Below are 21,809 nucleotides of genomic sequence, written 5' to 3'. Positions count from 1 at the left end.
CCGTTCTGTGGCCGAAGCCCGGCTAGCACCAGACGACCTGAGCAGGATTCTCCCTCTCCATTTGGTGCATGGGAGACATCGCATTTCCGGACAACAATCGGCTTGAGCTGATTTGGGTCTCACAGACGACGCATTCGACCCCACTCGACACGCCCTTGACCCGATATTGCGGTTCGTAGGAGGTCTCAGGCAGGACCTGCACGATCAGGTATGTATCGGGATTATTGACCCGAGATTTCGCAGGATAGACAGACTGGCCAACGTTAAACTTGTGCCTCATAGGACACTCCGCTTGGGAAGGTGGCAGCCCCCGTGATTTCATTTGCCAAACTTACAGCATGAATTGGGACCGATTTTGGGACGTCGGGGTGATAATCGTGCGAGACGGCGTCGATTTTCCACGAGAATTTTTTCCAGTTCGGCCGGTCCCGCTCATCCCCTTTCGGCCCATGGTCGAAAACCACGTTTAGATCCCTCGGCCCATGAAAAATACGCACCAGGGAAACGACAGAATGGAGCTTCTGCGAAGCTTGTGCGTTGACCGGTGATCTCCGGCGCAGTGGGCGTCCGAACATCCTGATTTGAGTAATCCATGAAGCTTGAGAACCACCAGACCGAAACAGCCGCAGCCCGCTCCGAAGCGCCAACTATTATGCGTCGGTCGCGTATCCGCGAGGGGCGACCTTTTCCGCTCGGCGCTACCTGGGATGGTCTGGGCGTGAACTTCGCCTTGTTTTCGGCTAATGCCACCAAGGTGGAGCTCTGTCTGTTCGACCCATCCGGAGAGCGGGAGATCGAGCGGATCGAGCTGCCTGAATATACGGACGAGGTCTGGCATGGTTACCTGCCGGACGCGCGCCCCGGCACCACATACGGCTACCGCGTTCACGGCCCCTATGAGCCGACGCAAGGGCACCGGTTCAATCACAATAAGCTTCTCCTCGATCCATACGCAAAGCAGATCGTCGGACGAGTAGAATGGAATCCGGCCCTGTTTGGCTACCAGATGGAGTCAGGGGATGATCTTACGTTCGATGAACGCGACAGCGCGCCCTTCATGATGAAATGCCGCGTCATTGACCCGGCCTTCACTTGGGGCAAGGACCGCCGTCTGCTGACCGCATGGGAAAAGACGGTCATCTACGAGACCCATGTTCGCGGCTTCACGAAGCGTCATCCCGGCCTGCCGGAAGAGTTGCGCGGCACCTATGCGGGCCTCGTTGCGAAGGAAACCCTCGACTATCTTCAGAGTCTCGGCGTTACCGCCGTGGAGCTTCTACCCGTTCACACATTTGTCGACGACAGCTATCTGACGGAAAAGGGCCTGAGCAACTATTGGGGCTACAGCACCATCGGGTTTTTCGCTCCCGCTCGCCGCTATGCCTCCAATGCGGATTTCGCTTTCGCGGAATTCAAGGAGATGGTGGCTCATCTCCATGAAGCGGAAATCGAGGTCATTCTCGATGTGGTTTACAACCACACCGCAGAAGGAAACGAGCTGGGGCCGACGCTTTCCTTCAAGGGCATCGACAACGCTTCCTATTACCGGCTTGCGCCGGACCGGCGCTACTACATCAATGACACGGGCACCGGGAACACCGTCAACCTGAGCAATTCGCGCGTCCTGCAGATGGTCACGGACAGCCTTCGCTACTGGGCGCAGGAGATGCATGTGGACGGCTTCCGGTTCGACCTCGCGACGATCCTGGGTCGGGAGCCCCATGGGTTCGATGAGGACGGGCGATTCCTGGATGCGTGCCGGCAGGATCCGGTTTTAAGCCAGGTCAAGCTGATTGCCGAACCATGGGATTGCGGCCCGGGAGGGTATCAGGTTGGCCGCTTTTCACCCGGCTGGGCCGAATGGAACGATCGCTATCGCGACACCGTCCGGGCCTATTGGAAGGGCGAGGAAGGAAAACTGCCGGACCTGGCCTCGCGCTTTACCGCATCGGCGGACCTGTTCAACAAACGCGGCCGCAAGCCTTGGGCTTCGGTGAACTTCATCACCGCTCATGATGGCTTCACGTTGAACGATCTCGTTTCCTATGACGAGAAGCACAACGAGGCCAATGGGGAGGACAACCGCGACGGACACTCCCATAATCTCTCCAGCAATTATGGGGTCGAGGGGCCGACTGACGACCCGGACATCCAGGCGCTGCGCTTCCGCCAGATGCGCAACATGCTGGCGACGCTGCTTCTATCGCGCGGGACGCCGATGCTGCTCGCCGGCGACGAGTTCGCCCGGACTCAGAATGGTAACAACAATGCCTATTGCCAGGACAATGAGATCTCCTGGGTCGATTGGGAGGGTATTGGCGAGGATCAGAGGAACTTGGCCGAATTCGTCCAGAAACTGCTGGCAATTAGGCGGTCGCTTCCGATGCTGCGTCGCGGTCGCTTCCTGACCGGATCTTACGACGAGGAACTCGGGGTCAAGGACGTAACGTGGCTCACCCCTGCGGGGGACGAGATGACGCCGGAGCACTGGACTGAACCACATGCCCATTGCATGGGGGTTCTTCTCGACGGGCGGGCTCAGGAAACCGGCATCCGTCGTGTGGGTTCGGACTCAACGCTGCTCCTGATCCTCAATTCCTACCATGACGTCGTATCGTTCAAGCTTCCCGAAGCGGCGGGTGGAAGGCGCTGGGTGCGTTTGCTCGATACGAACGACGAGAAGAACAACCAACTCCCGAATTTCGAGTTCGATCACGAATACGAAGTCACCGGACACTCGCTCCTGCTATTCATCCTTGAGCCGACGCGGACGAGGGGGCAGCATACGGACGCGGAACGCTCGTACAAACATGTCGTTCAGGCATTCGAGAGCGCCACAATCTCTCCGGTCGTATTTCCGACGAAGGCCGAAGCGTGGAGTGTGGAGGACGCGCTCAATCAGACTGGCTCAGGTCGATGACGGCGAGGGATCTCGGTCGTACGAGGGAAGGCGGCGCCATTGCAGTCAGTTTCCCATTCGCTGCCTTCGCCGGTTTTCTCCGGCGAGGCAATGGACGCTTGGTTCGGCTTGGACGGGCTGGACCAACGCCCTTTGCGGCATCTCCTCGGCAATCTCCCGAACGATCTTTGCCTTGATGGCCTCGGCAAAGTGGTGCTTCTCCCGGACCGGGACCATGAAGGCTCCTAGTCCGCCGATGACGCAGTCCCGAAAATAGAGATCGAGGTCTTCGATATCCCAAAAGCTGTCCGGCCGCTTGAGCATGATCGGGAGGCCATTGACGGTGATCCCTTGCGCCACCGCGTCGTCACGGGCCGACGTCACGTTGCGGCCCTGGTTATTGGCCCCGTCCCCTGAGATGTCGATGACCTGTCGAAGGGATCGAATGGCGCCGTCACGAAACTGGCCGCGGCCGAAGTCGATAGCCCCGGAGATGGACGTATAGCCTACCCGGCGTGTCGGACTTCGCGAAAGCCGCGCGGCGAAATCGACGCCATCACGAGGCTGTTCGATCACTGTCCAAGGGACGACCACCTCCTGATGGGCGGCTCCCGCCCACTCGATGTACAGGACGGCAATGCGGCCGAGCACCCCTTTCCGGATCGCGTCATGGACCTCGGGCGATTGGAACGCCTCGACAAAACCTTGCCGCTGCAAGTCCTGCTCTTCAGGTTCCATTGATAGGGAAACGTCGACCGCGAGGACGAGGGCCACATCGACCTCCGTCTCGCTCCAAGCATCACTTGGTCCCCCCGCCAGAAATCCCGCTCCCAGCAACAGGGCCGCAAGGCCACGCATAATCCCGCGCATTCCCAAACTCCCGTCCAGGAGCCATGTTACGGGTCGAGATGGGGCAGAACATGGGCAAGACGTTCGTAGGTCACCGAAATCGTGCTGGGTTCGGCATCAATGAGGTGGAGCAGCGCGACGGTTAGGCGTCGTCCCTCGGAGAGGGGGATGATGATCCGGGCAGGAAACGCGTGATAAGCCACATCACCGACACGATCAGGACCGCGAAGATCAAACCCGCGACAGCAATTTGGTACATGCCGGCTCCTGCCGCCATCCCGATGGAGCTTGTCATCCATAGGGTCGCCGCGGTGGTGACTCCGAAGACACTGCCTCGGGCAACGAAGATGACCCCGGCGCAGAGGAACCCGATGGCCTGGGCCAAACCCTGGATGGCGCGGGTAGGGTCTGGATCGCCTTCGCCGCGGGCCGAGACCTCCTCGTAGAGCTCAAGCGAAATCAGCATCGTCATGGCTGAACTGAGCGCGACGAGCATGTGGGTGCGAACGCCGGCCGAGATTCCGCGCACCTCCCGGTCCAATCCTAGCAAAAGTCCGCATGCGCATGCGAGGCCGAAACGCCAGATCATCTCGTTGAACGGGATAATCGACATCCCCAGGAACTGCTCCACCTTCTCTCCTCCTCGTCGTCATCAGCGCCTTAGCCGGCTAGGGGTCCGTGCAGATACAAACTTGGCTGTTGTCAGGTATGTTCCTTGAGGAGGCAGGCCTTTGGAACAAATTCTGCCCGCTCCCATCTAACCCCAGGGTCGTTCGGGAGCGATCTCCACAGGGATACCGGGGCCGGCTCGTCCATGATCGGATCAAAGTGTTGGTCGAGGCCGGGACAGTTCCATATAGGTGCCCCTGGAGAGCCCATCGCAGCGGCAGTTCAACAGGAGAACCCATGAGCATTGGCCTGATCGCATTGCTGGACGACATCGCGGGCTTGGCTAAAGTCGCCGCTGCCTCGCTGGACGATGTGACGGCCCAGGCAGCGCGAGCTGGCGTCAAAGCCGCGGGCGTCGTCATCGACGACGCCGCCGTCACGCCCCGTTACGTGGTGGGTTTCGCGGCGGCCAGAGAGCTTCCCATCGTGGGGCGGATCGCTCTGGGATCGATGAAGAATAAGCTTCTGTACCTCCTGCCGGCCGCCCTTGCGCTAAGCCTCTTCGCCCCATGGGCGATCACTCCGCTGCTCATGATCGGCGGGGCCTACCTGTGCTACGAGGGGACCGAAAAGGTGTATGAAGCTCTGTGGCCACACCACGCCCACGAGCATGAGAGAGCCATCGGAGCCGCGAGCCAGAGCGCCGAGAGTTTCGAGACCGAAAAGGTAAACGGCGCAATCAAGACGGACTTCATCCTCTCGGCAGAAATTATGGCCATTACCCTGGCGACGGTTCCGAACGCGTCGTTCTGGACTCAGGCCCTGGTGCTGGCGACCGTCGGCGTCGGTATTACCGCCCTGGTTTATGGGGGCGTTGCCTTGATCGTGAAGGCGGACGACGTGGGCGTGGCCCTTGCGGCCAGCGACCGACCTATCTCCCGCTTGGGCCGTATTTTCGGAGGCGACGCAACAGGCGCGCCACCAAGCGGCCCTGATCGTCTGGTGCGACCGCTGACGAAGGCGGTCGGCCGCGGTCTGGTGTTGGGCATGCCGATACTGCTGAAGCTCCTCAGCATCGTCGGAACCGCCGCCATGGTCTGGGTGGGCGGCGGCATCATCATCCATGGCCTTGAAGGCTACGGTCTTCCTGCGCTCGGACATGCCATCCATGCGGCGGGCGAAACCATCGGCCATGCCTTGCCGGCAGTGGCGGGGCTGGCCGAGTGGGCAGTCTCCGCAGCCGCCTCCGGCCTGTTCGGACTGCTCCTCGGAGCAGCTGTCATTCCATTCGCGCAATATGTGGTGTCGCCTGTGCTGGCCAAGCTGAGGAAAGACCCGAACAAGAGCATCCAGCACCACTCATAGGACCGTCTAGCCAGCTCTATCAAATAGCGACGAGGAGAATCCCAGTGGGCCAGGAGGCGGAACCATCCTTCGAAGCAGCCACACAGGCTTATGTGGACTGGATGGGCCGCTACTTCACGCCAGAGGAGCAGGGGCTCAAACTCAAGCGCATGAAGATGCGGGAGAGCCCTTTCGCTTTCCTGCGTGGCTCTTTCTACCGATGGCCTTTTCATGTCGCGACGGCGCCGGCTCCGGTCCGTTCGGCTCCGTCATTTCTGATCGTCGGGGACATCCATCTCGAAAATTTCGGAACCTGGCGGGACGTTGAAGGCCGCCTTGTCTGGGGCATCAACGATTTCGACGAGGCCGCGGAGCTGCCTTTTACGAGCGATCTCGTCCGGCTTGCTGCGAGCGCCGCGCTGGAGGCTGGCCGGCAGGAGTTTCAGCTCTCGGCCTTCGAGGCTGCCGACACCATCCTCGAAGGCTACTGGGCGCACCTGAAGTTCGGGCCAGACCCCTTCATCCTGGAGGACCGCCATGCCTGGCTCCGCGACTTGGCGGCCGCAAGCGGCGAGAACGCCCGAAAGCATTGGCGCAAGCTCCTGAGCCAGGAGGAGGTCGACGAGTTTGCAATTCCGGAAGAAGCCCGCGACCTGCTACGCTCCAGCCTGCCCAAGAAGGCCGCCTCCATCCGCTTTTTTCGCCGGAAGGCCGGACTTGGGAGCCTCGGGCGACCCCGGTTCATGGGGGTGGTTGAATGGAACGGCGGTCTTGTGGCGCGCGAGGTGAAAGCCGCCATTCCGTCTGCCGTATCCATGACACAGGCCGCAATCGACGATCCGGCCCGTCACAGCCGCAGGGCGGTCCAGGCCGCCTGCCGGGCGCCGGATCCGGCCCTGCACATCGCCGAGCGCTGGGTGGTGCGGCGTCTATCCCCCGAGGCACGGAAAGTCGAGATCGACGAGATCGAGCATGCTCCCGACCAGAAACACCTCCTGCACGCGATGGGGCGAGAGCTTGCCAATGTTCACATCGGGTCTGCAGGCGGCTCCGGCCGCCTTCGGTCATATCTCGAAAGGCTTCCGGACGATTGGCTCCGGGTAGCGTCATCCCTGGCGGCGGAACGCGTCTGGGATGATTTCAAAGCCTTCCTGCGCAGTTGATGAAGGAAGGCTTGTCATTGCTCAAGCTGCGATCTCGCGAGAGATCAATCGTCTCCGAACAGGTCTCTCGGCCCTGCCTTGCAACGGAATCCCACGAAGCATTGCGGCGTATCGAGGCTCGGTACGTATGCAGGGGTCGTATATTCGTTGAACTCGCAAAAGCTCTGATCGCGAACGAAGCGATCATAAGTGTATCCGCCTGTTCCAAGAACTAGCGCCCCATGGGAATAGACCAGCTGCTGGCTGGCCGCGCACGGTCGATTGACGGAGGACGGCCGCGACTGGGCGAGGGCAATCGTTGCGACCAGGGTGAAAGCCAGCATGACCGCGATCCGGTTCATCAGATGCTCCTATCCTCGGCGTGATCGATCCGGGCGTTCTCGGTCCGATCAGGAGGCTCTAAAAGAATTGTAACCGCTTTCGAATTCCACCCTCATTCAAATAGTTGAGGGGCCACCAAAGGCGATACCCCGCGTCCTTTTCGCCTTGGTCGGCCCCATCTTCGGTCGGATGACGGACCAATGGTGGCGGTTCCTTGGATATCTCCTACATGTGCCTGTACCGGCAGCCAGGAAGGGCCGCTGTCTTGAAATAAGCAGAGGGACTCCATGGACGCGGCGCAGGCAACCAAGCTTGTCGGATGGGTGACGGAAGCCGGTTTGGCCGGGGTCTCGGAACCTGATCTCCTCCGGAATTTCTGCGATCGCCTTGTGGAGATGGGCTTTCCTCTCACTCGCGTGAACATGGCGATCGATACCCTGCACCCGGTCTATGAGGGTAGGGTCTTTCGATGGCGGCGCGACCAGGGAGGTGTCCAGCCCGTTGCCGAGTACGGACGAACCAACGAAGGCGGCGAGGCCGCCGCGCACTGGCTTCGCAGTCCTTATCATCATCTCAACCAGACGGGCGAGGACATGCTGCGACGCCGGGTGGGCGAAGATCACCATGCCGACTTTCCAGTCCTCGAGGATTTGAGACTTGAGGGGCAAACCGACTACGTCGCCCTGATCAACCGCTTCTCGGCTGACGGGGTGATCGGCGAGATGGACTGTGTCTACTCGTCCTGGACCACTGATGCGGTTGAGGGATTTACCGACGGGCAGCTGTCGGTTCTTCGCGACCTTGTTCCCACCCTGGCGCTTGCCATGAAATGTGCCTCCCTTGCGCGGATCGCCGAGACCCTTGTCGAGACCTATCTCGGTCGAGACGCAGGCCGCCGGGTCCTGAGCGGCGGGATCGCGCGGGGCGTGACAGACCGCATTCAGGCCGTGTTGTGGTTCAGCGACCTGCGCGGCTTCACGCATATCACTGAGACGGCTGACCCCGAGCAGATCATCCCATTCCTGAACGATTATTCCGAGGCGATTATTTCAGCCATCCACGAGGCGGGCGGAGACGTTCTGAAGCTGATCGGCGACGGGACCCTGGCGATCTTCAAGGCGCAGGATCCGGCCGAGGCCTGCCGGTGCGCGCTGGCCGCCGAAGCGCATGCCCGCTCTCAACTCCACGCGCTCAACGAGGACCGACGCGCCCGTGGACTTCCGGTGACGAACGCGTATCTCGGGCTCCATATCGGCGAGGTCTTTTATGGGAATATCGGTAGCCAAAACCGTCTCGACTTTACCGTTGTGGGGCCGGCCGTAAACGAAGTGAGTCGGATCGCAGCCCTCTGCCGATCCGCCGAGAGAGACGTCCTGATCTCCTCCGCCTTCCTGTCCGCTGCCTCGGATGCGGACCGGTCGCGCCTCGTTTCGGTCGGACGCTATGCCCTGCGGGGAATTCAACGGCCGCAGGAATTGTTCACGCTGGAACCTCCGGCCGAAGAGGACGCTGGCCTATAGGCTTCACATCTCGATCGGGCTGCCAAAGCGGCCTATCTCAGGAGCGGCTGGACTTCACTGAGGATGTTGCCTGCACATCGACGGGATCTGCATCAGGCACAGGATCGGACATGGGCGCGTCGAGCCCGTAGACGTCGTTGCGGAAATGGGCCGTACCATCCGGCATTCCATACCCAGTAAGGTAGACCCACGCCACCGGAATGGGCTTGTCCAGGCGGAGGTCTTGCCTGTTCGTCGTCGCGATTGCGGTGTCGATTGCATCTTGGTTCCAAGCCCCGCCGGGCCCGTTGGTGCCTCTGAGCAGCCACTCGGCGAAGCTGCGCACATCCGCGACCCGCACGCAGCCTGACGAGTGGAAGCGGACATCTTGCGCGAAGAGTCGCTTCGTAGGAGTGTCGTGCATGTAGACCGCATCCCTGTTCGGCATATCGATCCGAATCTGGCCAAGGGAATTGGCCTCCCCGGGATCCTGGCGCAGGGTGTAGTTGACTGCATTATTCGTGGACCAGTCGAGGGTCTGCGGGTCGACCTCCTGGCCTTTGCCATCGAGAATGCGAATTTTCATCTTCGCCAAATAGGCCGGATCCTTGCGCACATGCGGAATGATGTCCTTTTTGATCAAGGACACCGGAACGGTCCAGGTCGGATTGAGATTGACCGCCGTGATCCGAGTTTCCACCGTAGGCGAGGGCCGATCGACCTTTCCCACGACTGCCACGTAACGGCGCGCCACCTGGCCGCCTTCGACGGCTTCAACGGTGGCGGACGGAATGTTCACAACCACGTAACGCTCGCCGAAAGGAAACGCCGAACTCATGAGCCGCTTGGCGGACGCGGCGAGCTGGCGGTGCCGTGTCTGCGCGGGGACATTCAGTGCCTCCAGAGTTTTTGCGCGAACCGCACCGGATTCCGGCAAACCATGGCGAGCCTGAAAACGTTTCACGGCAGTGGTAAGCGCTTGGTCGAATACTTGGCCTGCCCTCATGTCGCCTGGCAGATCGCCCTCAGTGGCGAGCCGTTCGCGCAGAGCCGTGACGAGAGGGCCCTTATCGCCTGCCTTCAGGATTGTGTCGGCCGGCAAGCTAGCCCAACCGCCGGCTTCAGCAAGGTGCTTATAGATCCCAGCTGCGCGAACCGTATGAATGAAGGTGTCGCTGCTGAGCGTCGGCCGAGGATCTTGAGAAACTGCTACCGCTGTGGGAGGGGCCGGAACAACAGGTTTGCCATCCGCCTTCGGTGCAGGCGATGCGACAGGGGCAACGAGGCCGGGTGCCGCCTGAGCACTTGCACCGGCTGTAGAGGAGAGGAGGGCAAGCCAAAGACCGAGATGGAAGCGCATTATATTCCCTTGCGTCATATCCCGACTATCGGTGACAAGGGTTTACAAAGCCCTGCCGACCGGCAAAGCCGATTTTAGGTCTGTGCTAAGAGTTGGGAATGCGCCTCATCCTCAGGGTCCGGCTAGTGTCCGTCCGGAGATTGATCCACGAGGCGTTTGATTTCGAAGATCATCAGGATCAGAAACGTCCCGAGCACCGTGCCCTGCAGAACGGTTGTGAAAATTCGCACCTCAGCGCCGGCTGCCGAGGAGACGACCGCGAACAGGATCAGGAAGGGCAGGCCGATCGTGAGGGCGAGCAGGGCGATGATCGGACGCGGAAGCACGATGTTTTCCTTGCTAAGTGAAACTGTGATTTTGGCTGCCGGAAGTGGCGCAATCTTCCGGCCATACCGTTTGAAATAATCCGTATGGCGTTTCTCCATGACGCAAAGCCGCACCAGAGATCAACGGACGGGAGAACGCCATGGAGAATACAGCATGGTGTACAGGACACTGTGTCAATTTATGGAGCCACCGGCCTATCGTTCACGGTCACGCCAAGTTTCTTTCGAGACTAAACCAATTTCTGCTGAAGACCGCGGACACCAGTCTCCAATGTTGGCCCGAAAATGCGATCCTGCACCAGTGCGAAATTCCGGTGACGGCGATGTTCCAAGTCAAGACAAACCGAATAAAGTTACACGGCATTGTACGTAGGGACGTACCGAACAGACAGAGGTGGGCCGGCCAAGTATATCAGACTTATTCGGCTTCGATATTTGCCCCTTCGAGCCGAAACCTGGGCGCCGGTTGCGGGGCCCTTTCTTTTTACGAGAATCGGGACGTCCGAGCCGGTTCTTGTCTCGCCGCCGAGCGGTTGAATGCAAGAGCATTCCCGATGCGCAGCGTACAATGGGTGCGTTACTACGTATATATCACTAACCGCAGGTTCACGATGTACCATAACAGGAACATGGATCATTACTGGTGCGTGCTTGCCGCAAGCGGCGCTCTGGCCTTCGTTGCGTCTATTATCGCAGCGCCCCTCTGGCCGTGAGGCAGTCGGACTGTGTTCGCGGTTCGGCCGCGGACACCCTCGACGGGCGGAAATGGTGCCGCATCCCTGTCACAAAAATCCTATAGCTGGTTTCACTGAAGTATGTTGTGGAGGCGCCGATGCTGCCGTTCGAAGAGCCAACCTTGGATGAATTGCTCAACGAGCCGATCGTCCGGAAAATGATGGCGCGAGACCGTGTTACGGAGCGCCAGGTTTGCGCCATTGCCATTGCGGCTCGTGCTCGGATCGAGAGATCGTTGCACTCGGACCTTCCGATTGCGCTTGCACGCGCGGCGCATCCTGCCGCGCCGGGAGGCATACGACAGATTCGCGTTGAACAAAGGGTCTAACGCGAAGAGCAACCTCCTCAAGAAGAGGCGTGGCGCGACGCTTCAACAGACAGCGCCACAGCCCTATTCCGTCGATCTTCCTCACCCCTAGCCTCCCGGCATCCTTGTCGTTGAACCACCGAGCGAGCGGATATGCTTGCTCCCCCGTTGCTATTCGAGGGCCTCCCTCTGTCGTAACGCCGAAAGCCACCTACCTAATAAGAAGCGTCATGTGGCGATCTTTGGTTCGGAGGCCTCAATGCAATCACCGGACGACTGGCAGATCCCGCTTCAGTTCCAGCCTGACCCGAGTGCTTACGCCTATGACCTCGACAGAGCACTGGAGGCCGTCGTTTCCTTGCGCGCGAGGGTTCCTGAGACTGCGTTCACGGCTGAAACTCTAGGGGTCGATAGGGCGGGCCAGGGCGTTGTCATCCGCGGCGACGGTTTGATCGTAACCATCGGTTACCTCATCACCGAGGCCGAGGAGGTTTGGCTCACCACAAATGCAGGTCGTGTCGTTCAAGGCCATGTGCTGGCCTATGATTACGGCACCGGCTTTGGTCTTGTGCAGGCGCTCGCGCCCCTGAGCGTGAAGGAATTACCCCTTGGAGGATCAGGCCGCCTTGCGGCCGATACTCCAGTGGTGGTCGGAGGAGCGGGAGGACGTTCGCACTCGCTCGCCTCCCGCGTCGTCGCCAGGCAGGAATTCGCCGGCTACTGGGAATACCTCCTCGACGAGGCAATCTTTACGGCGCCGGCCCATCCCAACTGGGGCGGCACTGCCCTGATCGGGCCCAGGGGCGATCTTGTTGGCATCGGGTCCCTCCAACTGCAGCATCAGGCACCCGGAGAACAGGTTGTGCCGCTCAACATGAGCGTCCCCATCGATCTCCTGAAGCCGATTCTCGACGATCTGTTGACGCTCGGCCGGGTGAACCTGCCGCCCCGACCATGGCTCGGCCTCTACGCCACTGAACTTGAGGGCGCCGGTGTCATGATCATCGGGCTTGCGGGTGATGCCCCGGCGCAGCGGGCAGGCCTTCGGGCCGGCGATATCGTGCATGGCGTAGCAGGCAACCCAGTCACTTCGCTGGCGGATTTCTACCGCGCCATCTGGGCGTTGGGGCCGGCGGGCGTCGATATTCCGCTCAGTCTGGAGCGGGAAGGTGACCGGTTCGATGTCAGCATTACGTCCGCGGACCGGGACAGATTCATCAAACCCGTTCGTCTCCACTAAGGCGGGTGGTTTGCTCCCCGACATTAGTCCGAGTTGACGTGAACGCCGGACGGCGTCTTTTCCCCAACCGGTTCGAGAAGTGCAATCGCGTCCCGCGCATATCGGCGAAAGGGTTCTCTAAGGGCCTCAGGCTCACGGTCCCACCCACGCGCTTCCTCTTGCAGCTCGTAGAAAGCCTTTGCGACGAACTCCACGGCGGCAACGTGATTGATCATTCGGGCACCCTCAGGAGCAGCTCGGCGCGACATCTTCAACCCGTGCGGCCGACGGCCAATTTCTACATGGCGAGCTTGCACAGAGCTTGCATCGACCGCATGAAACGGTTGCCGGCTGCTCCGCTAAACCGAGACGGTACCGTGTCAATCGAGCCAGACAGGCTGCGAAGGCACGCTTGTCCCTTCAGGAGGCCTGCGCATCCAACTGCGCTTCATTCACCTGCTCGGGTGGCGTGATCCTCACCCAGATCTCGTCCGCCACGCAGTTGATTTCAGCCTGGAGCGTCGTCAGCCGCGAAAGCAATTCGCCAGTTGGCAGCGTAGCTAGGCGATGACTTGTTCCCCTGGGTGACACACGATTAGGTGCGCCCGTCGCAAGATATCGGATCTTCGCCAGGTTTGTTGGGCCGACGCCGGGGACCGCCAGCCACGTCGAATCAGGAATATTCCTGACGTCCCGGATTGTGGGACAGCGCCCGGCAAACTCGCTTAGAATGGCGTGTTTTAGACGCCCATCGCACAGGTTGATGGGAAATAGCTGATCCGGATCCATTGCGCGCCTTTGATGCACGGAGGTGAGGCAAGAACAGTCGGTCTCGAACTTGGCCATCCTGGGGCGCTCCTGCCGGGTCCTCCCAATGAGCCATCAGCGTCCCCCATAAGAAGAAGTGCAAAACCGTGTTTGCTACCTCCTGTAGAACAAGCCTGCTCAAAAAATAGGCATTTAGTGGTGTATGGACTGGTGGAGTAGACGCTGGAATGACCGGAATTACCTGTATTTCGTGGGCCAAGCTCGGCCTTAGACGCAGTCACCGGGTTGGTCCGGATCCCGACGTGCCATTTCGCCGTACTGCATTCTGCGCTGAAACCTATTACCCCTGACACCTGCAAATAGAATCTATGTTTGCGCTATGGGGGCGCGGCCTGTGACTAATTTTTTCAAGCAAACCAGAGAACTCCTCAGAAGGAGAAAGGCCATCGCCGCTGCTGCGGTCTTGGTCTTGATTGCGGCAATCGGGGCAATTACAGGATCGCAACTGTTGGCCGAGCCTGTGGTGGAGATCTCCTATTCCCAATTCTCCAAGGATCTCGCTGCCGGTAAAGTTCAAAGGGTTCTCGTGGACGAGGGCGGATTCTCGGTTGAGACTGCCGAGGGGCAAAAAGCGTTCGTGCGTCTCCCCAGCGGCCTGTTGAACGCGGACTATCTTGACCGCGCAGCCGCCGCAGGCGCCCATGTGGATTTCGTCAAGCCGGGGATCGACCCTACCGGCGTTGCAAGCCTGCTCGTTCCGCTGGTGCTGATCGGCGTCGTGCTTGCGCTATTGGCGGTTCAGACCGATTTCAATCCGGTTTCCCGGTGGCCTCGCGTAGTCCGTGCGCTTCCGGATCGCTTCGAGCACGTGGCGGGCCAGGATGAACCGAAGGCGGAATTACAGGAAGTCATCGCGTTCCTGCGTGACTCCGAGGCCTTCACGAAGGTCGGTGCGCGCATTCCTCGCGGTCTCCTGATGGTAGGGCCGCCGGGCACGGGCAAGACCCTCATTGCCAAGGCGCTTGCCGGTGAGGCCGGGGTTTCGTTCCTTGCGGTTTCGGGAAGCGATTTCTCGGCGCCCCTGATCGGGATTGCCAAAAGCCGGGTCTCCAAGCTGTTTCAGCAAGCCCGGAAGCGCGCCCCTTGCCTCATCTTCATCGACGAGATCGACGCCATCGGGCGCAAGCGGGGAGGTGGCGGTTCAGCGGCGGACCGCGAGTTCGAGGGGACCTTGAACCAGCTCCTCGTGGAAATGGACGGCTTCAACACGACGGCTGGCGTGATCGTGATCGGAGCTACGAACCGGGTGGATGTGCTCGACCCGGCGTTGCTGCGCCCAGGCCGGTTTGACCGCCAGGTTCACATCGGGTTGCCGGACATCAGCGGCCGCGAGGCAATCCTGAACGTTCATTCCAGGAACGTAAGGCTCTCGACCGGCGCCGACCTGCGGTCGATCGCCCAGGGAACCCCTGGCTTCTCCGGTGCGGATCTCGGCAACCTGCTGAACGAGGCCGCGATTTTCGCGGCTCGCGAGGGAGCAGATGAAATCTCGCCCGATCATCTAGAGGCTGCTCGCAACAAGATCATCATGGGCCTTGAGCGGCGTTCCCTCGTCATCACGAGCGAGGAGCGCCGCCTCGTCGCCGTGCACGAGGCGGGGCATGCGGTCTGCGCTTGCCTGACGCCCGGGTCCGACAAGGTCCACAGCGCTACCATTATTCCTCATGGCCAAGCGCTCGGTCTCGTCATGCGGCTGCCGGAGAACGACCGCCACTGCATTCCGGTGGAGAAGCTCGAAGCAGATCTCATCGTCGCCATGGGCGGAAGGGCAGCCGAGGAGGTCGTGTTCGGGCCCAAGAAGGTCACTACGGGCGCCGCGAGCGATATTGCCCATGCGACAGATCTCGTCAGGCGGATGGTCACCGAGTGGGGGATGAGTCCAGCAATCGGCATGGTCCGGGTGGTTCGCTCGAGCGAAGGGCTCCCGCCCGAGGTCGAACGCGAGATCCGGCGGATCATCGACGAGATGTACGAAGCAGCGAAAGCCTGCATCCAGCAGAATCGGCATGCGCTGGACAGCCTTGTCGAAGCCTTGCTCGAACGGGAAACGATCGACGGCGAAGAGGTTCGCCGCATCGTCACGATCAAGGAAGCAAGAATGGCGGCCTGAGGCAGGCGCTTGCCGCCTGCTCTAGATAACGGGTAAGTGGCCTCCCGAAACGTTTTCCGGGAGATAGCCAGTGGCCGAGCAGTCGATCATCTTCTACCCCGACCCTCGGCTGCGCCAAAAAGCAGAAGCTGTCGTCGAGTTCGATGACAGCCTGCGTGCTTTTGCAGGTGAGCTGAGGATCGCTATGGCCAAGGCGCCTGGGGTCGGCATCACGGCCCCACATGTCGGCGTTCTCAAGCGACTGGTTGTGATCCAGATCGAGCCTGCTTCGGAGCCGCTCTATTATGTGAATCCAAAGGTTGTCTGGGCGTCCGAGGACACGATCCGCCACACGGAGGGGAGCGTTTCCATGCCTGGCGTCACTGAGGAGATTGTGCGTCCGGCACGGGTACGGGTCGAGTATCAGAGCTTGGATGGAGCTCGGCACGTCGAAGAGGCCGATGGCTATCTGGCGGTTTGCCTGCAGCACGAAATCGATCAGCTCGATGGAATCTTCTGGATCGAAAGACTCTCGAGGCTCAAGCGCGACCGGGTCCTCAAACGGTACGAAAAGCTTCGGCGAGCTATATCCTAGAGCCTCCGGTCACTCGACCGCTTGCGGAGGCTGGCAGACATCGACCCAGTCCGCCTCGACAAGCTCGGCGATTCGCAGCGGGTCGATGCGCACCGCCGCATGGATAGAACCAGCCGCAGGCACGACCTGATCGTAGGCCTTGAGCGAGATATCGCAGTAAACCGGCAATGGCGTCGCCAGCCCAAACGGACATACCCCGCCAACAGGATGACCCGTGACCGCCTGCACCTGCTCCGCATCCAACATCGAGGCCTTGCCGCCAAAGGTAGCCCTAACCTTGCGGTTGTCGAGTCTGGCATCGCCGCGCGTCACGACAAGCAACGTGCGCTCGCCGACACGTAAAGAGAGGGTCTTGGCAATTCGCCCAGGTTCAACCCCATGAGCTTCGGCCGCCAAGGCCACGGTGGCGGTGCTGGTGTCCATCTCGATGATGTCGATATCCGGAGCCTTGGTGGCAAAAAAAGCGCGAACGGACTCAAGACTCATCTCTTCGGACTCCGGAACAGGCAGAAGGCTGATTTGCCCTCGCAGTGATAGAGGATGCCTCCAGAGGTTGGGAAGAGGCATCCCCTTTCGTGCTAACGTCACATGGTTGCGCCGATTTGCCAGGGGAGGAACTCGGCATCACCGTATCCGAGCACTTCGGACTTCGTATGCTGCCCCGAAGCGACCCGTAGAACCGCGTCGAAGATCTCCTGGCCTTTTTCCTCGATCGAAACGCCGTCGAGGATGTCGCCGCAATTGATGTCCATGTCGTCGATCATCCGACGATAGATTTCGCTGTTCGTCGCGAGCTTCATCGACGGGGTCGGCTTGCAGCCATAAGCGGAGCCGCGCCCTGTGGTGAAGCACAAGACATTCGCGCCGCCGGCCACTTGGCCCGTGGCGGAAACCGGATCGTAGCCTGGAGTGTCCATGAACACGAAGCCCTTCGCCGTCACAGGCTCGGCATAGCGGTAAACTCCGGTCAGCGTGGTCGTGCCGCCCTTGGCCGCAGCGCCCAGCGACTTCTCGAGAATCGTGGTCAGTCCGCCCGCCTTGTTGCCCGGGGATGGGTTGTTGTTCATCTCGCCCCTGTTGCGAGAGGTATAGTCCTCCCACCAGTCGATGAGTTCGACGAGCTTTTCACCCACCTCGCGGGTTGCCGCGCGCCGGGTCAGCAGGTGCTCAGCGCCGTAGATCTCCGGCGTTTCGGACAGGATTGCCGTGCCGCCATGCTTGACCAGGAGGTCGACGGCCGCGCCCAGGGCCGGGTTGGCGGTGATCCCGGAATAACCGTCAGAGCCTCCGCATTGCAAGGCCAGCATCAGCTCCGAGGCCGGAACGGTCTCGCGTTTTGCACGGTTGGCGATGGGAAGCATGTCCCGGATCGCTGCTGCGCCGGCCTCGACGGCCTTTTGTGTGCCACCCACGTCTTGGATTGTCATCGTGCGGAAGGTGTCGCTCTCCTGCAGGCCATAGAGCTCCTTCCACTTTCCGATCTGGAATACCTCACAGCCCAGACCCACCATCAGCACGGCGGCCATGTTGGGATTGGACGCATAGCCCCACTGGGTGCGCTTGAGGACCTCGGAGCCTTCGCCCTTCAGGTCCATGCCGCAGCCTGTCCCGTGCACGAGCGGAATGACCCCGTCGATGTTGGGATAATCAGCCAGAATGCCGGAACGCTCGACCTCGCGGGCAATAAAGCGGGCAGCGGAAGCCGAGCAATTCACGCTCGTGAGGATGGCGACGTAGTTGCGGGTGCCGACCTTGCCGTTCTGGCGCCGAAAGCCCTCGAAGGTGGCCTGAGCTTCTAAAGGAAGAACCTCCTCCGCCTTTGCATCCTCGGCAAAGTGATACTCGCGCGCGAAAGCGTGCATTTCCACGTTGTGCTCGTGCAGCCATTCGCCCGGCTCTACCGGCTTCGAGGCAAAACCGATGATCTGGCCGAACTTGAGAACCGGCTCTCCCTGGGCAATCGCCGAGATCGCCATCTTATGGCCGCGGGGTACGCGATTCTGAGCAGTAACCCCATTCAGGATCGATCCTGGATTGATCGGGTCGACCGCGACGACAAGATTGTCGCTCTCATGGAGACGAACGGTGCGGGGGGCAATGACTGGTTTGTCCAACATATCGTTTTCCTCAATGCGTCGCTTCTGATGCGAGCGGGCAGGGCAGGCTCACGCACTCAGTGCAGCGGGCGGGTTCTCTGGTTCCCATTCGAAAAGATCAGGATGCTCTGTGGCAAGTTCCAGCAGTGATCGCAGAATCTCGCTCAGATGATGGCGCATCGCCTTTTCTGCTGCGGCAGGATCCTGCGCCTTGATGGCGTCCACGATCGTGCCGTGTTGTGCGACCACGATGTGCCGTGGGGTGGCTTGGGCCATGTCGAGAAAACGCACCCGGTCCATCTGGGGTTTGACGTCCTCGATCATCTGCCAAGCTGCAGGACGCCCGGCGGCTTCAGCCAGCAGGCGATGAAATTCCTCATCAAGCTCGAGGAATTCCTCCGGCGTTATGGAGCGCTGCGCGCGCCGCTGTCTTGCCAAGCTTTCGTTCAAGCCAGCGATCATGGTCGGATTCGCCCGGGCTGCCGCTTCGCGCACAACCGCTGTTTCGACCGCTTCGCGGATGAAGCGGGCATCCTCGACGCCAGCGCGCGAAATCTTGACCACCTGAGTGCCCCGTTGGGGCAGCACGCGCACGAGACCCGCCTCGCTCAGCTTGATCAGGGCCTCCCGCACGGGGGAACGACTGACGCCGAAGCGCCGCGCGAGGTCCTGCTCGGACAGCATTTCTCCTGGAGCCAGCTGCATGGTCACGATGGCTTGACGAAGCGCGCGAGTCACCTGGCGGGCCATGGGCTCGCGGCTGAGACCAAGATTTGGAAGCGTGCAATCCAACATAGGTGGCACACTACCATACTAGTAGACCATTGCAAAGAACCACATTGGGCCCTACAGTGGCGGTGTCAGGCCTTGAACCGAACGAAAAGCAAGTCGGAATAGGCCCTAGGGAGAACGCTATGCTGATCCATCCGGACCGGCTGTTTCCTGTCGAGCCCGCAGCGCGCGATGTGGCGCGAAAGCTCTATTCCGGGATTCAGGACCTGCCCATCGTCTCGCCGCACGGCCACACGGATCCCCGTTGGTACGCCGAGAACGAACCTTTTCCGGATCCGGCGACGCTGTTCGTCATTCCCGACCACTACATTTTCCGCATGCTCTACAGCCAGGGCATCCCCTTGGCGGATCTTGGCATCCCGACCAAGGACGGCGGGACGGTCGAGAAGGACCCGCGCACTATCTGGCGACGCTTCGCCGCCCACTACCACCTGTTCCGGGGAACTCCCACCAGGGCATGGCTCGACCACACCTTCGCAACGCTGTTCGGCTTCGAGGAGCGGCTATCGGAGGCGACTGCGGATCACTACTTTGACCGGATCGATGCGGCTTTGCGCACGCCGGAGTTCAGGCCTCGGGCCTTGTTCGAGCGCTTCCGGATCAAGGCGATCGCCACTACGGAAAGCCCGCTCGATCCGTTGAAGTACCACGAGATGATCCGCAAGTCAGGCTGGGAGGGAAGGGTCATCACCGCTTATCGCCCGGACCCGGTCGTCGACCCTGAATTCGAGGGTTTCCGACAGAACCTGACGAAGTTCGGCGAGATCACGGGCTGCGACACCTCGACTTGGGACGGCTACCTTGAGGCCCATAGGAAGCGCCGCGCCTTCTTCCGCGAGTATGGCGCGACCTCTACGGACCATGGACACCCGACGGCGCGAACCGCCGACCTGTCCCTCCCGGATGCCGATGCACTGTTCCGCCGTGTTTCCACCTCTGGAGCGAGCGCAGAGGATGCCGAGCTTTTCCGGGCCCAAATGCTCACCGAGATGGCCGCCATGAGCGTCGAGGACGGGATGGTGATGCAGATCCATCCGGGGTCGGTCCGAAACCACAACAACGCGATCTTCACACGGTTCGGCCGCGACATGGGCGCCGACATCCCGTCACAGACCGACTATGTAAGGGCGCTCAAGCCGCTCCTCGATCGTTTCGGCAACGAGCGCGATTTCACGCTGATTGTCTTTACCCTCGACGAGACGAGCTACTCCAGAGAGCTTGCTCCCCTGGCCGGACATTACCCGGCGCTGAAGCTCGGCCCAGCCTGGTGGTTCTTCGATGCGCCGGAAGGTATGCGCCGGTTCCGCGAGATGACGACCGAAACAGCGGGATTTTACAATACCGTCGGCTTCAACGACGATACGCGAGCTTACCTGTCCATCCCCGCGCGCCATGACGTTGCGCGCCGGGTCGACTGCGCCTTTCTGGCAAATCTCGTGACGACGCATCGCCTCGACGAGGACGAGGCGCACGAGGTGGCATACGATCTCGCTTATCGCCTCGCCAAAGAGGCTTACAGGCTGTGAGGCCGGACATGGTTCAACAGAGCCATGCCGAACAAAATGGGAGGAAGACAATGACAAATCCAATCACCAGACGGACCTTCGTTGGAGGTGTCGCCGGAGCTGCAGGCGTTGCCGCATTCGGAGGGCCGAGCTTCGGCCAAATGGCGCTGCCGACGAGCCCCGTGGCACTCAGCGTTATCGATGTCGCCGGCAATCTTGCCCTCACCCAGAAAGCTATCGAGAATTACCGGAAGGCCAAACCGAATCTCGTCTCGCGCATCACGTTCACCAAGGCGCCGGCTCCGGAGCTCGCAGGCAAGATCAAGGCGCAGCAGGATGCAGGCCGGGTCGACATCGATCTGGTTCTGACCGGGACTGACGCGCTCTCCGCCGGCATCGACCAGAAACTCTGGGTGGATCTACTGCCGGCCCATGCGGGCGCGCTGCCGAAGCTCGACGACATCTACCTGCCGGCGGCAGCCAAGATGCAGACCCTCGCCAAGGGACAAGGCGTCGTCGTCACCTATTATCCCTCCGGACCTTTGCTCGAGTATATGCCGGACAAGGTGAAGAATGTGCCGACCACGGCCGAGGAACTTTTGGCGTGGGCGAAGGCCAACCCGAACCGGCTCATCTATGCCCGGCCGGCAAATTCCGGACCCGGCCGCACCTTCATCATGGGTCTGCCGTATATTCTCGGGGACAGCAACCCGCAGGATCCGGCCAAGGGTTGGGACAAGACTTGGGCGTATCTCAAGGAACTCGGTCAATACATCGAATACTACCCCTCCGGCACGGGTGCGGTGATGAAGGAGCTGGGAGAAGGCTCCCGCGACATGACCGTGTCCACCACCGGTTGGGACATTAACCCGCGCGTCCTCGGCGTCGTGCCGAAGGAGGCCAAGGTTGCGGCCCTAAAAGGCTTCCACTGGGTGGCGGACGCTCACTACATGTGCGTGCCCAAGGGCCTCCCCAACGAGAAGTTCGCCGTTCTTCTCGATCTAATGAACTTCCTGCTCACCAAGGAGCAGCAGGCCTACACCTACGACGAGGGCTACTTCTATCCGGGCCCCGCCGTGAAGGGGGTGACCCTCGACATGGCTCCGCCGGAAAGCCAGGAAGCCCTGAAGGAATTCGGACGTCCTGAATACGAGAAGTGGATTGCCGAAAATCCGATCGAACTGCCGCTCCAGCCCGAACAGATGGTCGTCGCATTCCGCATGTGGGACGAGCAGGTCGGCGGCGCGAAGCGCAAGTAACTCCAGGGGACCCG

General features: G+C 60.8%; 19 protein-coding genes. 9 read left to right on the top strand and 10 right to left on the bottom strand.

Translation table 11 applies throughout. From position 1 onward, the window contains the following. Positions 1-652: 652 nt before the first annotated feature. Positions 653-2,920, top strand: coding sequence for a glycogen debranching protein GlgX (gene glgX / locus DRB19_RS09975; RefSeq protein WP_114185905.1), 2,268 nt, complete (start codon positions 653-655; stop codon positions 2,918-2,920). Positions 2,921-2,965: 45 nt separating this feature from the next. Here the strand turns inward: glgX and DRB19_RS09970 are convergent, their stop codons facing one another. Beyond that, the gene (locus DRB19_RS09970; RefSeq protein WP_114185892.1) at positions 2,966-3,769 is read right to left on the bottom strand and encodes a DUF1194 domain-containing protein; all 804 of its coding nucleotides are present in this window, start codon (positions 3,767-3,769) and stop codon (positions 2,966-2,968) included. Positions 3,770-3,890: 121 nt separating this feature from the next. Continuing rightward, positions 3,891-4,379, bottom strand: a complete 489-nt coding sequence (locus tag DRB19_RS09965) for an MgtC/SapB family protein (RefSeq protein WP_245439375.1) — start codon at positions 4,377-4,379, stop codon at positions 3,891-3,893. 275 nt (positions 4,380-4,654) lie between these two features. On the opposite strand from DRB19_RS09965, the gene DRB19_RS09960 reads away from it, so the two are divergent. Both DRB19_RS09960 and DRB19_RS09955 read left to right on the top strand, forming a co-directional pair. Next, positions 4,655-5,722 carry a DUF808 domain-containing protein gene (locus DRB19_RS09960; protein WP_114185890.1) on the top strand — a complete coding sequence of 356 codons (1,068 nt, stop codon included), beginning with the start codon at positions 4,655-4,657 and terminating at the stop codon, positions 5,720-5,722. Positions 5,723-5,766: 44 nt separating this feature from the next. Next, on the top strand, positions 5,767-6,864 hold the full coding sequence (locus tag DRB19_RS09955) for a DUF2252 family protein (RefSeq protein ID WP_114185889.1): 1,098 nt from the start codon (positions 5,767-5,769) through the stop codon (positions 6,862-6,864). Positions 6,865-6,908: 44 nt separating this feature from the next. Here the strand turns inward: DRB19_RS09955 and DRB19_RS09950 are convergent, their stop codons facing one another. Beyond that, positions 6,909-7,205 carry a hypothetical protein gene (locus DRB19_RS09950; RefSeq protein ID WP_114185888.1) on the bottom strand — a complete coding sequence of 99 codons (297 nt, stop codon included), beginning with the start codon at positions 7,203-7,205 and terminating at the stop codon, positions 6,909-6,911. 267 nt (positions 7,206-7,472) lie between these two features. Here DRB19_RS09950 and DRB19_RS09945 point away from each other — a divergent pair, with 267 nt between their 5' ends. Further along, positions 7,473-8,705, top strand: coding sequence for an adenylate/guanylate cyclase domain-containing protein (locus DRB19_RS09945; RefSeq protein ID WP_114185887.1), 1,233 nt, complete (start codon positions 7,473-7,475; stop codon positions 8,703-8,705). Positions 8,706-8,742: 37 nt separating this feature from the next. Here DRB19_RS09945 and DRB19_RS09940 read toward each other — a convergent pair whose 3' ends face one another. Continuing rightward, positions 8,743-10,044 (bottom strand): L,D-transpeptidase family protein, encoded by a 1,302-nt coding sequence (locus tag DRB19_RS09940; protein WP_245439374.1) that lies wholly within the window; start codon positions 10,042-10,044, stop codon positions 8,743-8,745. Between the two features lie 122 nt (positions 10,045-10,166). Continuing rightward, the gene (locus DRB19_RS09935; protein WP_147021734.1) at positions 10,167-10,370 is read right to left on the bottom strand and encodes a hypothetical protein; all 204 of its coding nucleotides are present in this window, start codon (positions 10,368-10,370) and stop codon (positions 10,167-10,169) included. A 1,301-nt stretch (positions 10,371-11,671) separates the two neighbouring features. Between DRB19_RS09935 and DRB19_RS09925 the strand changes: the two genes are divergently transcribed. Beyond that, positions 11,672-12,652, top strand: coding sequence for a S1C family serine protease (locus tag DRB19_RS09925; RefSeq protein ID WP_114185883.1), 981 nt, complete (start codon positions 11,672-11,674; stop codon positions 12,650-12,652). 23 nt (positions 12,653-12,675) lie between these two features. Here DRB19_RS09925 and DRB19_RS09920 read toward each other — a convergent pair whose 3' ends face one another. Together DRB19_RS09920 and DRB19_RS09915 are read right to left on the bottom strand one after the other, a co-directional pair. Continuing rightward, positions 12,676-12,867: a hypothetical protein gene (locus tag DRB19_RS09920; RefSeq protein WP_114185882.1), complete on the bottom strand. Its 192-nt coding sequence runs from the start codon at positions 12,865-12,867 to the stop codon at positions 12,676-12,678. A 184-nt stretch (positions 12,868-13,051) separates the two neighbouring features. Next, complete coding sequence (locus DRB19_RS09915; RefSeq protein ID WP_114185881.1) at positions 13,052-13,477, bottom strand: hypothetical protein; 426 nt, start codon at positions 13,475-13,477, stop codon at positions 13,052-13,054. 430 nt (positions 13,478-13,907) lie between these two features. On the opposite strand from DRB19_RS09915, the gene DRB19_RS09910 reads away from it, so the two are divergent. Both DRB19_RS09910 and DRB19_RS09905 read left to right on the top strand, forming a co-directional pair. Beyond that, positions 13,908-15,569 carry an ATP-dependent metallopeptidase FtsH/Yme1/Tma family protein gene (locus DRB19_RS09910; RefSeq protein ID WP_162815639.1) on the top strand — a complete coding sequence of 554 codons (1,662 nt, stop codon included), beginning with the start codon at positions 13,908-13,910 and terminating at the stop codon, positions 15,567-15,569. Positions 15,570-15,639: 70 nt separating this feature from the next. Further along, positions 15,640-16,143: a peptide deformylase gene (locus DRB19_RS09905; RefSeq protein WP_114185879.1), complete on the top strand. Its 504-nt coding sequence runs from the start codon at positions 15,640-15,642 to the stop codon at positions 16,141-16,143. 9 nt (positions 16,144-16,152) lie between these two features. On the opposite strand, the gene DRB19_RS09900 is transcribed toward DRB19_RS09905, so the two are convergent. From DRB19_RS09900 to DRB19_RS09890, 3 genes are all read right to left on the bottom strand, one after another. Next, the gene (locus tag DRB19_RS09900) at positions 16,153-16,629 is read right to left on the bottom strand and encodes a YbaK/EbsC family protein (protein ID WP_114185904.1); all 477 of its coding nucleotides are present in this window, start codon (positions 16,627-16,629) and stop codon (positions 16,153-16,155) included. Positions 16,630-16,727: 98 nt separating this feature from the next. After that, positions 16,728-18,260, bottom strand: coding sequence for a UxaA family hydrolase (locus tag DRB19_RS09895; RefSeq protein ID WP_114185878.1), 1,533 nt, complete (start codon positions 18,258-18,260; stop codon positions 16,728-16,730). A gap of 48 nt (positions 18,261-18,308) precedes the next feature. After that, entirely contained in the window at positions 18,309-18,989 is a 681-nt protein-coding gene (locus DRB19_RS09890; protein WP_245439372.1) for a GntR family transcriptional regulator, read from the bottom strand. 164 nt (positions 18,990-19,153) lie between these two features. Here DRB19_RS09890 and uxaC point away from each other — a divergent pair, with 164 nt between their 5' ends. Together uxaC and DRB19_RS09880 are read left to right on the top strand one after the other, a co-directional pair. Further along, positions 19,154-20,557 carry a glucuronate isomerase gene (gene uxaC, locus DRB19_RS09885; protein WP_114185876.1) on the top strand — a complete coding sequence of 468 codons (1,404 nt, stop codon included), beginning with the start codon at positions 19,154-19,156 and terminating at the stop codon, positions 20,555-20,557. 50 nt (positions 20,558-20,607) lie between these two features. Further along, a complete protein-coding gene (locus tag DRB19_RS09880) occupies positions 20,608-21,795 on the top strand; it encodes an ABC transporter substrate-binding protein (protein ID WP_114185875.1) in 1,188 nt (395 codons plus the stop codon). The last annotated feature ends 14 nt before the right edge of the window (positions 21,796-21,809 follow it).

It is taken from the genome of Microvirga aerophila (assembly GCF_003332305.1).
GTDB lineage: Bacteria > Pseudomonadota > Alphaproteobacteria > Rhizobiales > Beijerinckiaceae > Microvirga > Microvirga aerophila.
Note: the sequence above shows the minus strand (reverse complement) of the source record. Positions and strands in the feature narration are given on the sequence as shown.

Coding starts and splice junctions, on each gene's coding strand:
- glgX (WP_114185905.1), top strand. CDS start 653: ATGCGTCGGTCGCGTATCCGCGAGGGGCGACCTTTTCCGCTCGGCGCT.
- DRB19_RS09970 (WP_114185892.1), bottom strand. CDS start 3,769: ATGCGCGGGATTATGCGTGGCCTTGCGGCCCTGTTGCTGGGAGCGGGA.
- DRB19_RS09960 (WP_114185890.1), top strand. CDS start 4,655: ATGAGCATTGGCCTGATCGCATTGCTGGACGACATCGCGGGCTTGGCT.
- DRB19_RS09950 (WP_114185888.1), bottom strand. CDS start 7,205: ATGAACCGGATCGCGGTCATGCTGGCTTTCACCCTGGTCGCAACGATT.
- DRB19_RS09945 (WP_114185887.1), top strand. CDS start 7,473: ATGGACGCGGCGCAGGCAACCAAGCTTGTCGGATGGGTGACGGAAGCC.
- DRB19_RS09940 (WP_245439374.1), bottom strand. CDS start 10,044: ATGCGCTTCCATCTCGGTCTTTGGCTTGCCCTCCTCTCCTCTACAGCC.
- DRB19_RS09925 (WP_114185883.1), top strand. CDS start 11,672: ATGCAATCACCGGACGACTGGCAGATCCCGCTTCAGTTCCAGCCTGAC.
- DRB19_RS09920 (WP_114185882.1), bottom strand. CDS start 12,867: ATGATCAATCACGTTGCCGCCGTGGAGTTCGTCGCAAAGGCTTTCTAC.
- DRB19_RS09915 (WP_114185881.1), bottom strand. CDS start 13,477: ATGGCCAAGTTCGAGACCGACTGTTCTTGCCTCACCTCCGTGCATCAA.
- DRB19_RS09900 (WP_114185904.1), bottom strand. CDS start 16,629: ATGAGTCTTGAGTCCGTTCGCGCTTTTTTTGCCACCAAGGCTCCGGAT.
- DRB19_RS09895 (WP_114185878.1), bottom strand. CDS start 18,260: ATGTTGGACAAACCAGTCATTGCCCCCCGCACCGTTCGTCTCCATGAG.
- DRB19_RS09890 (WP_245439372.1), bottom strand. CDS start 18,989: ATGGCCCGCCAGGTGACTCGCGCGCTTCGTCAAGCCATCGTGACCATG.
- uxaC (WP_114185876.1), top strand. CDS start 19,154: ATGCTGATCCATCCGGACCGGCTGTTTCCTGTCGAGCCCGCAGCGCGC.
- DRB19_RS09880 (WP_114185875.1), top strand. CDS start 20,608: ATGACAAATCCAATCACCAGACGGACCTTCGTTGGAGGTGTCGCCGGA.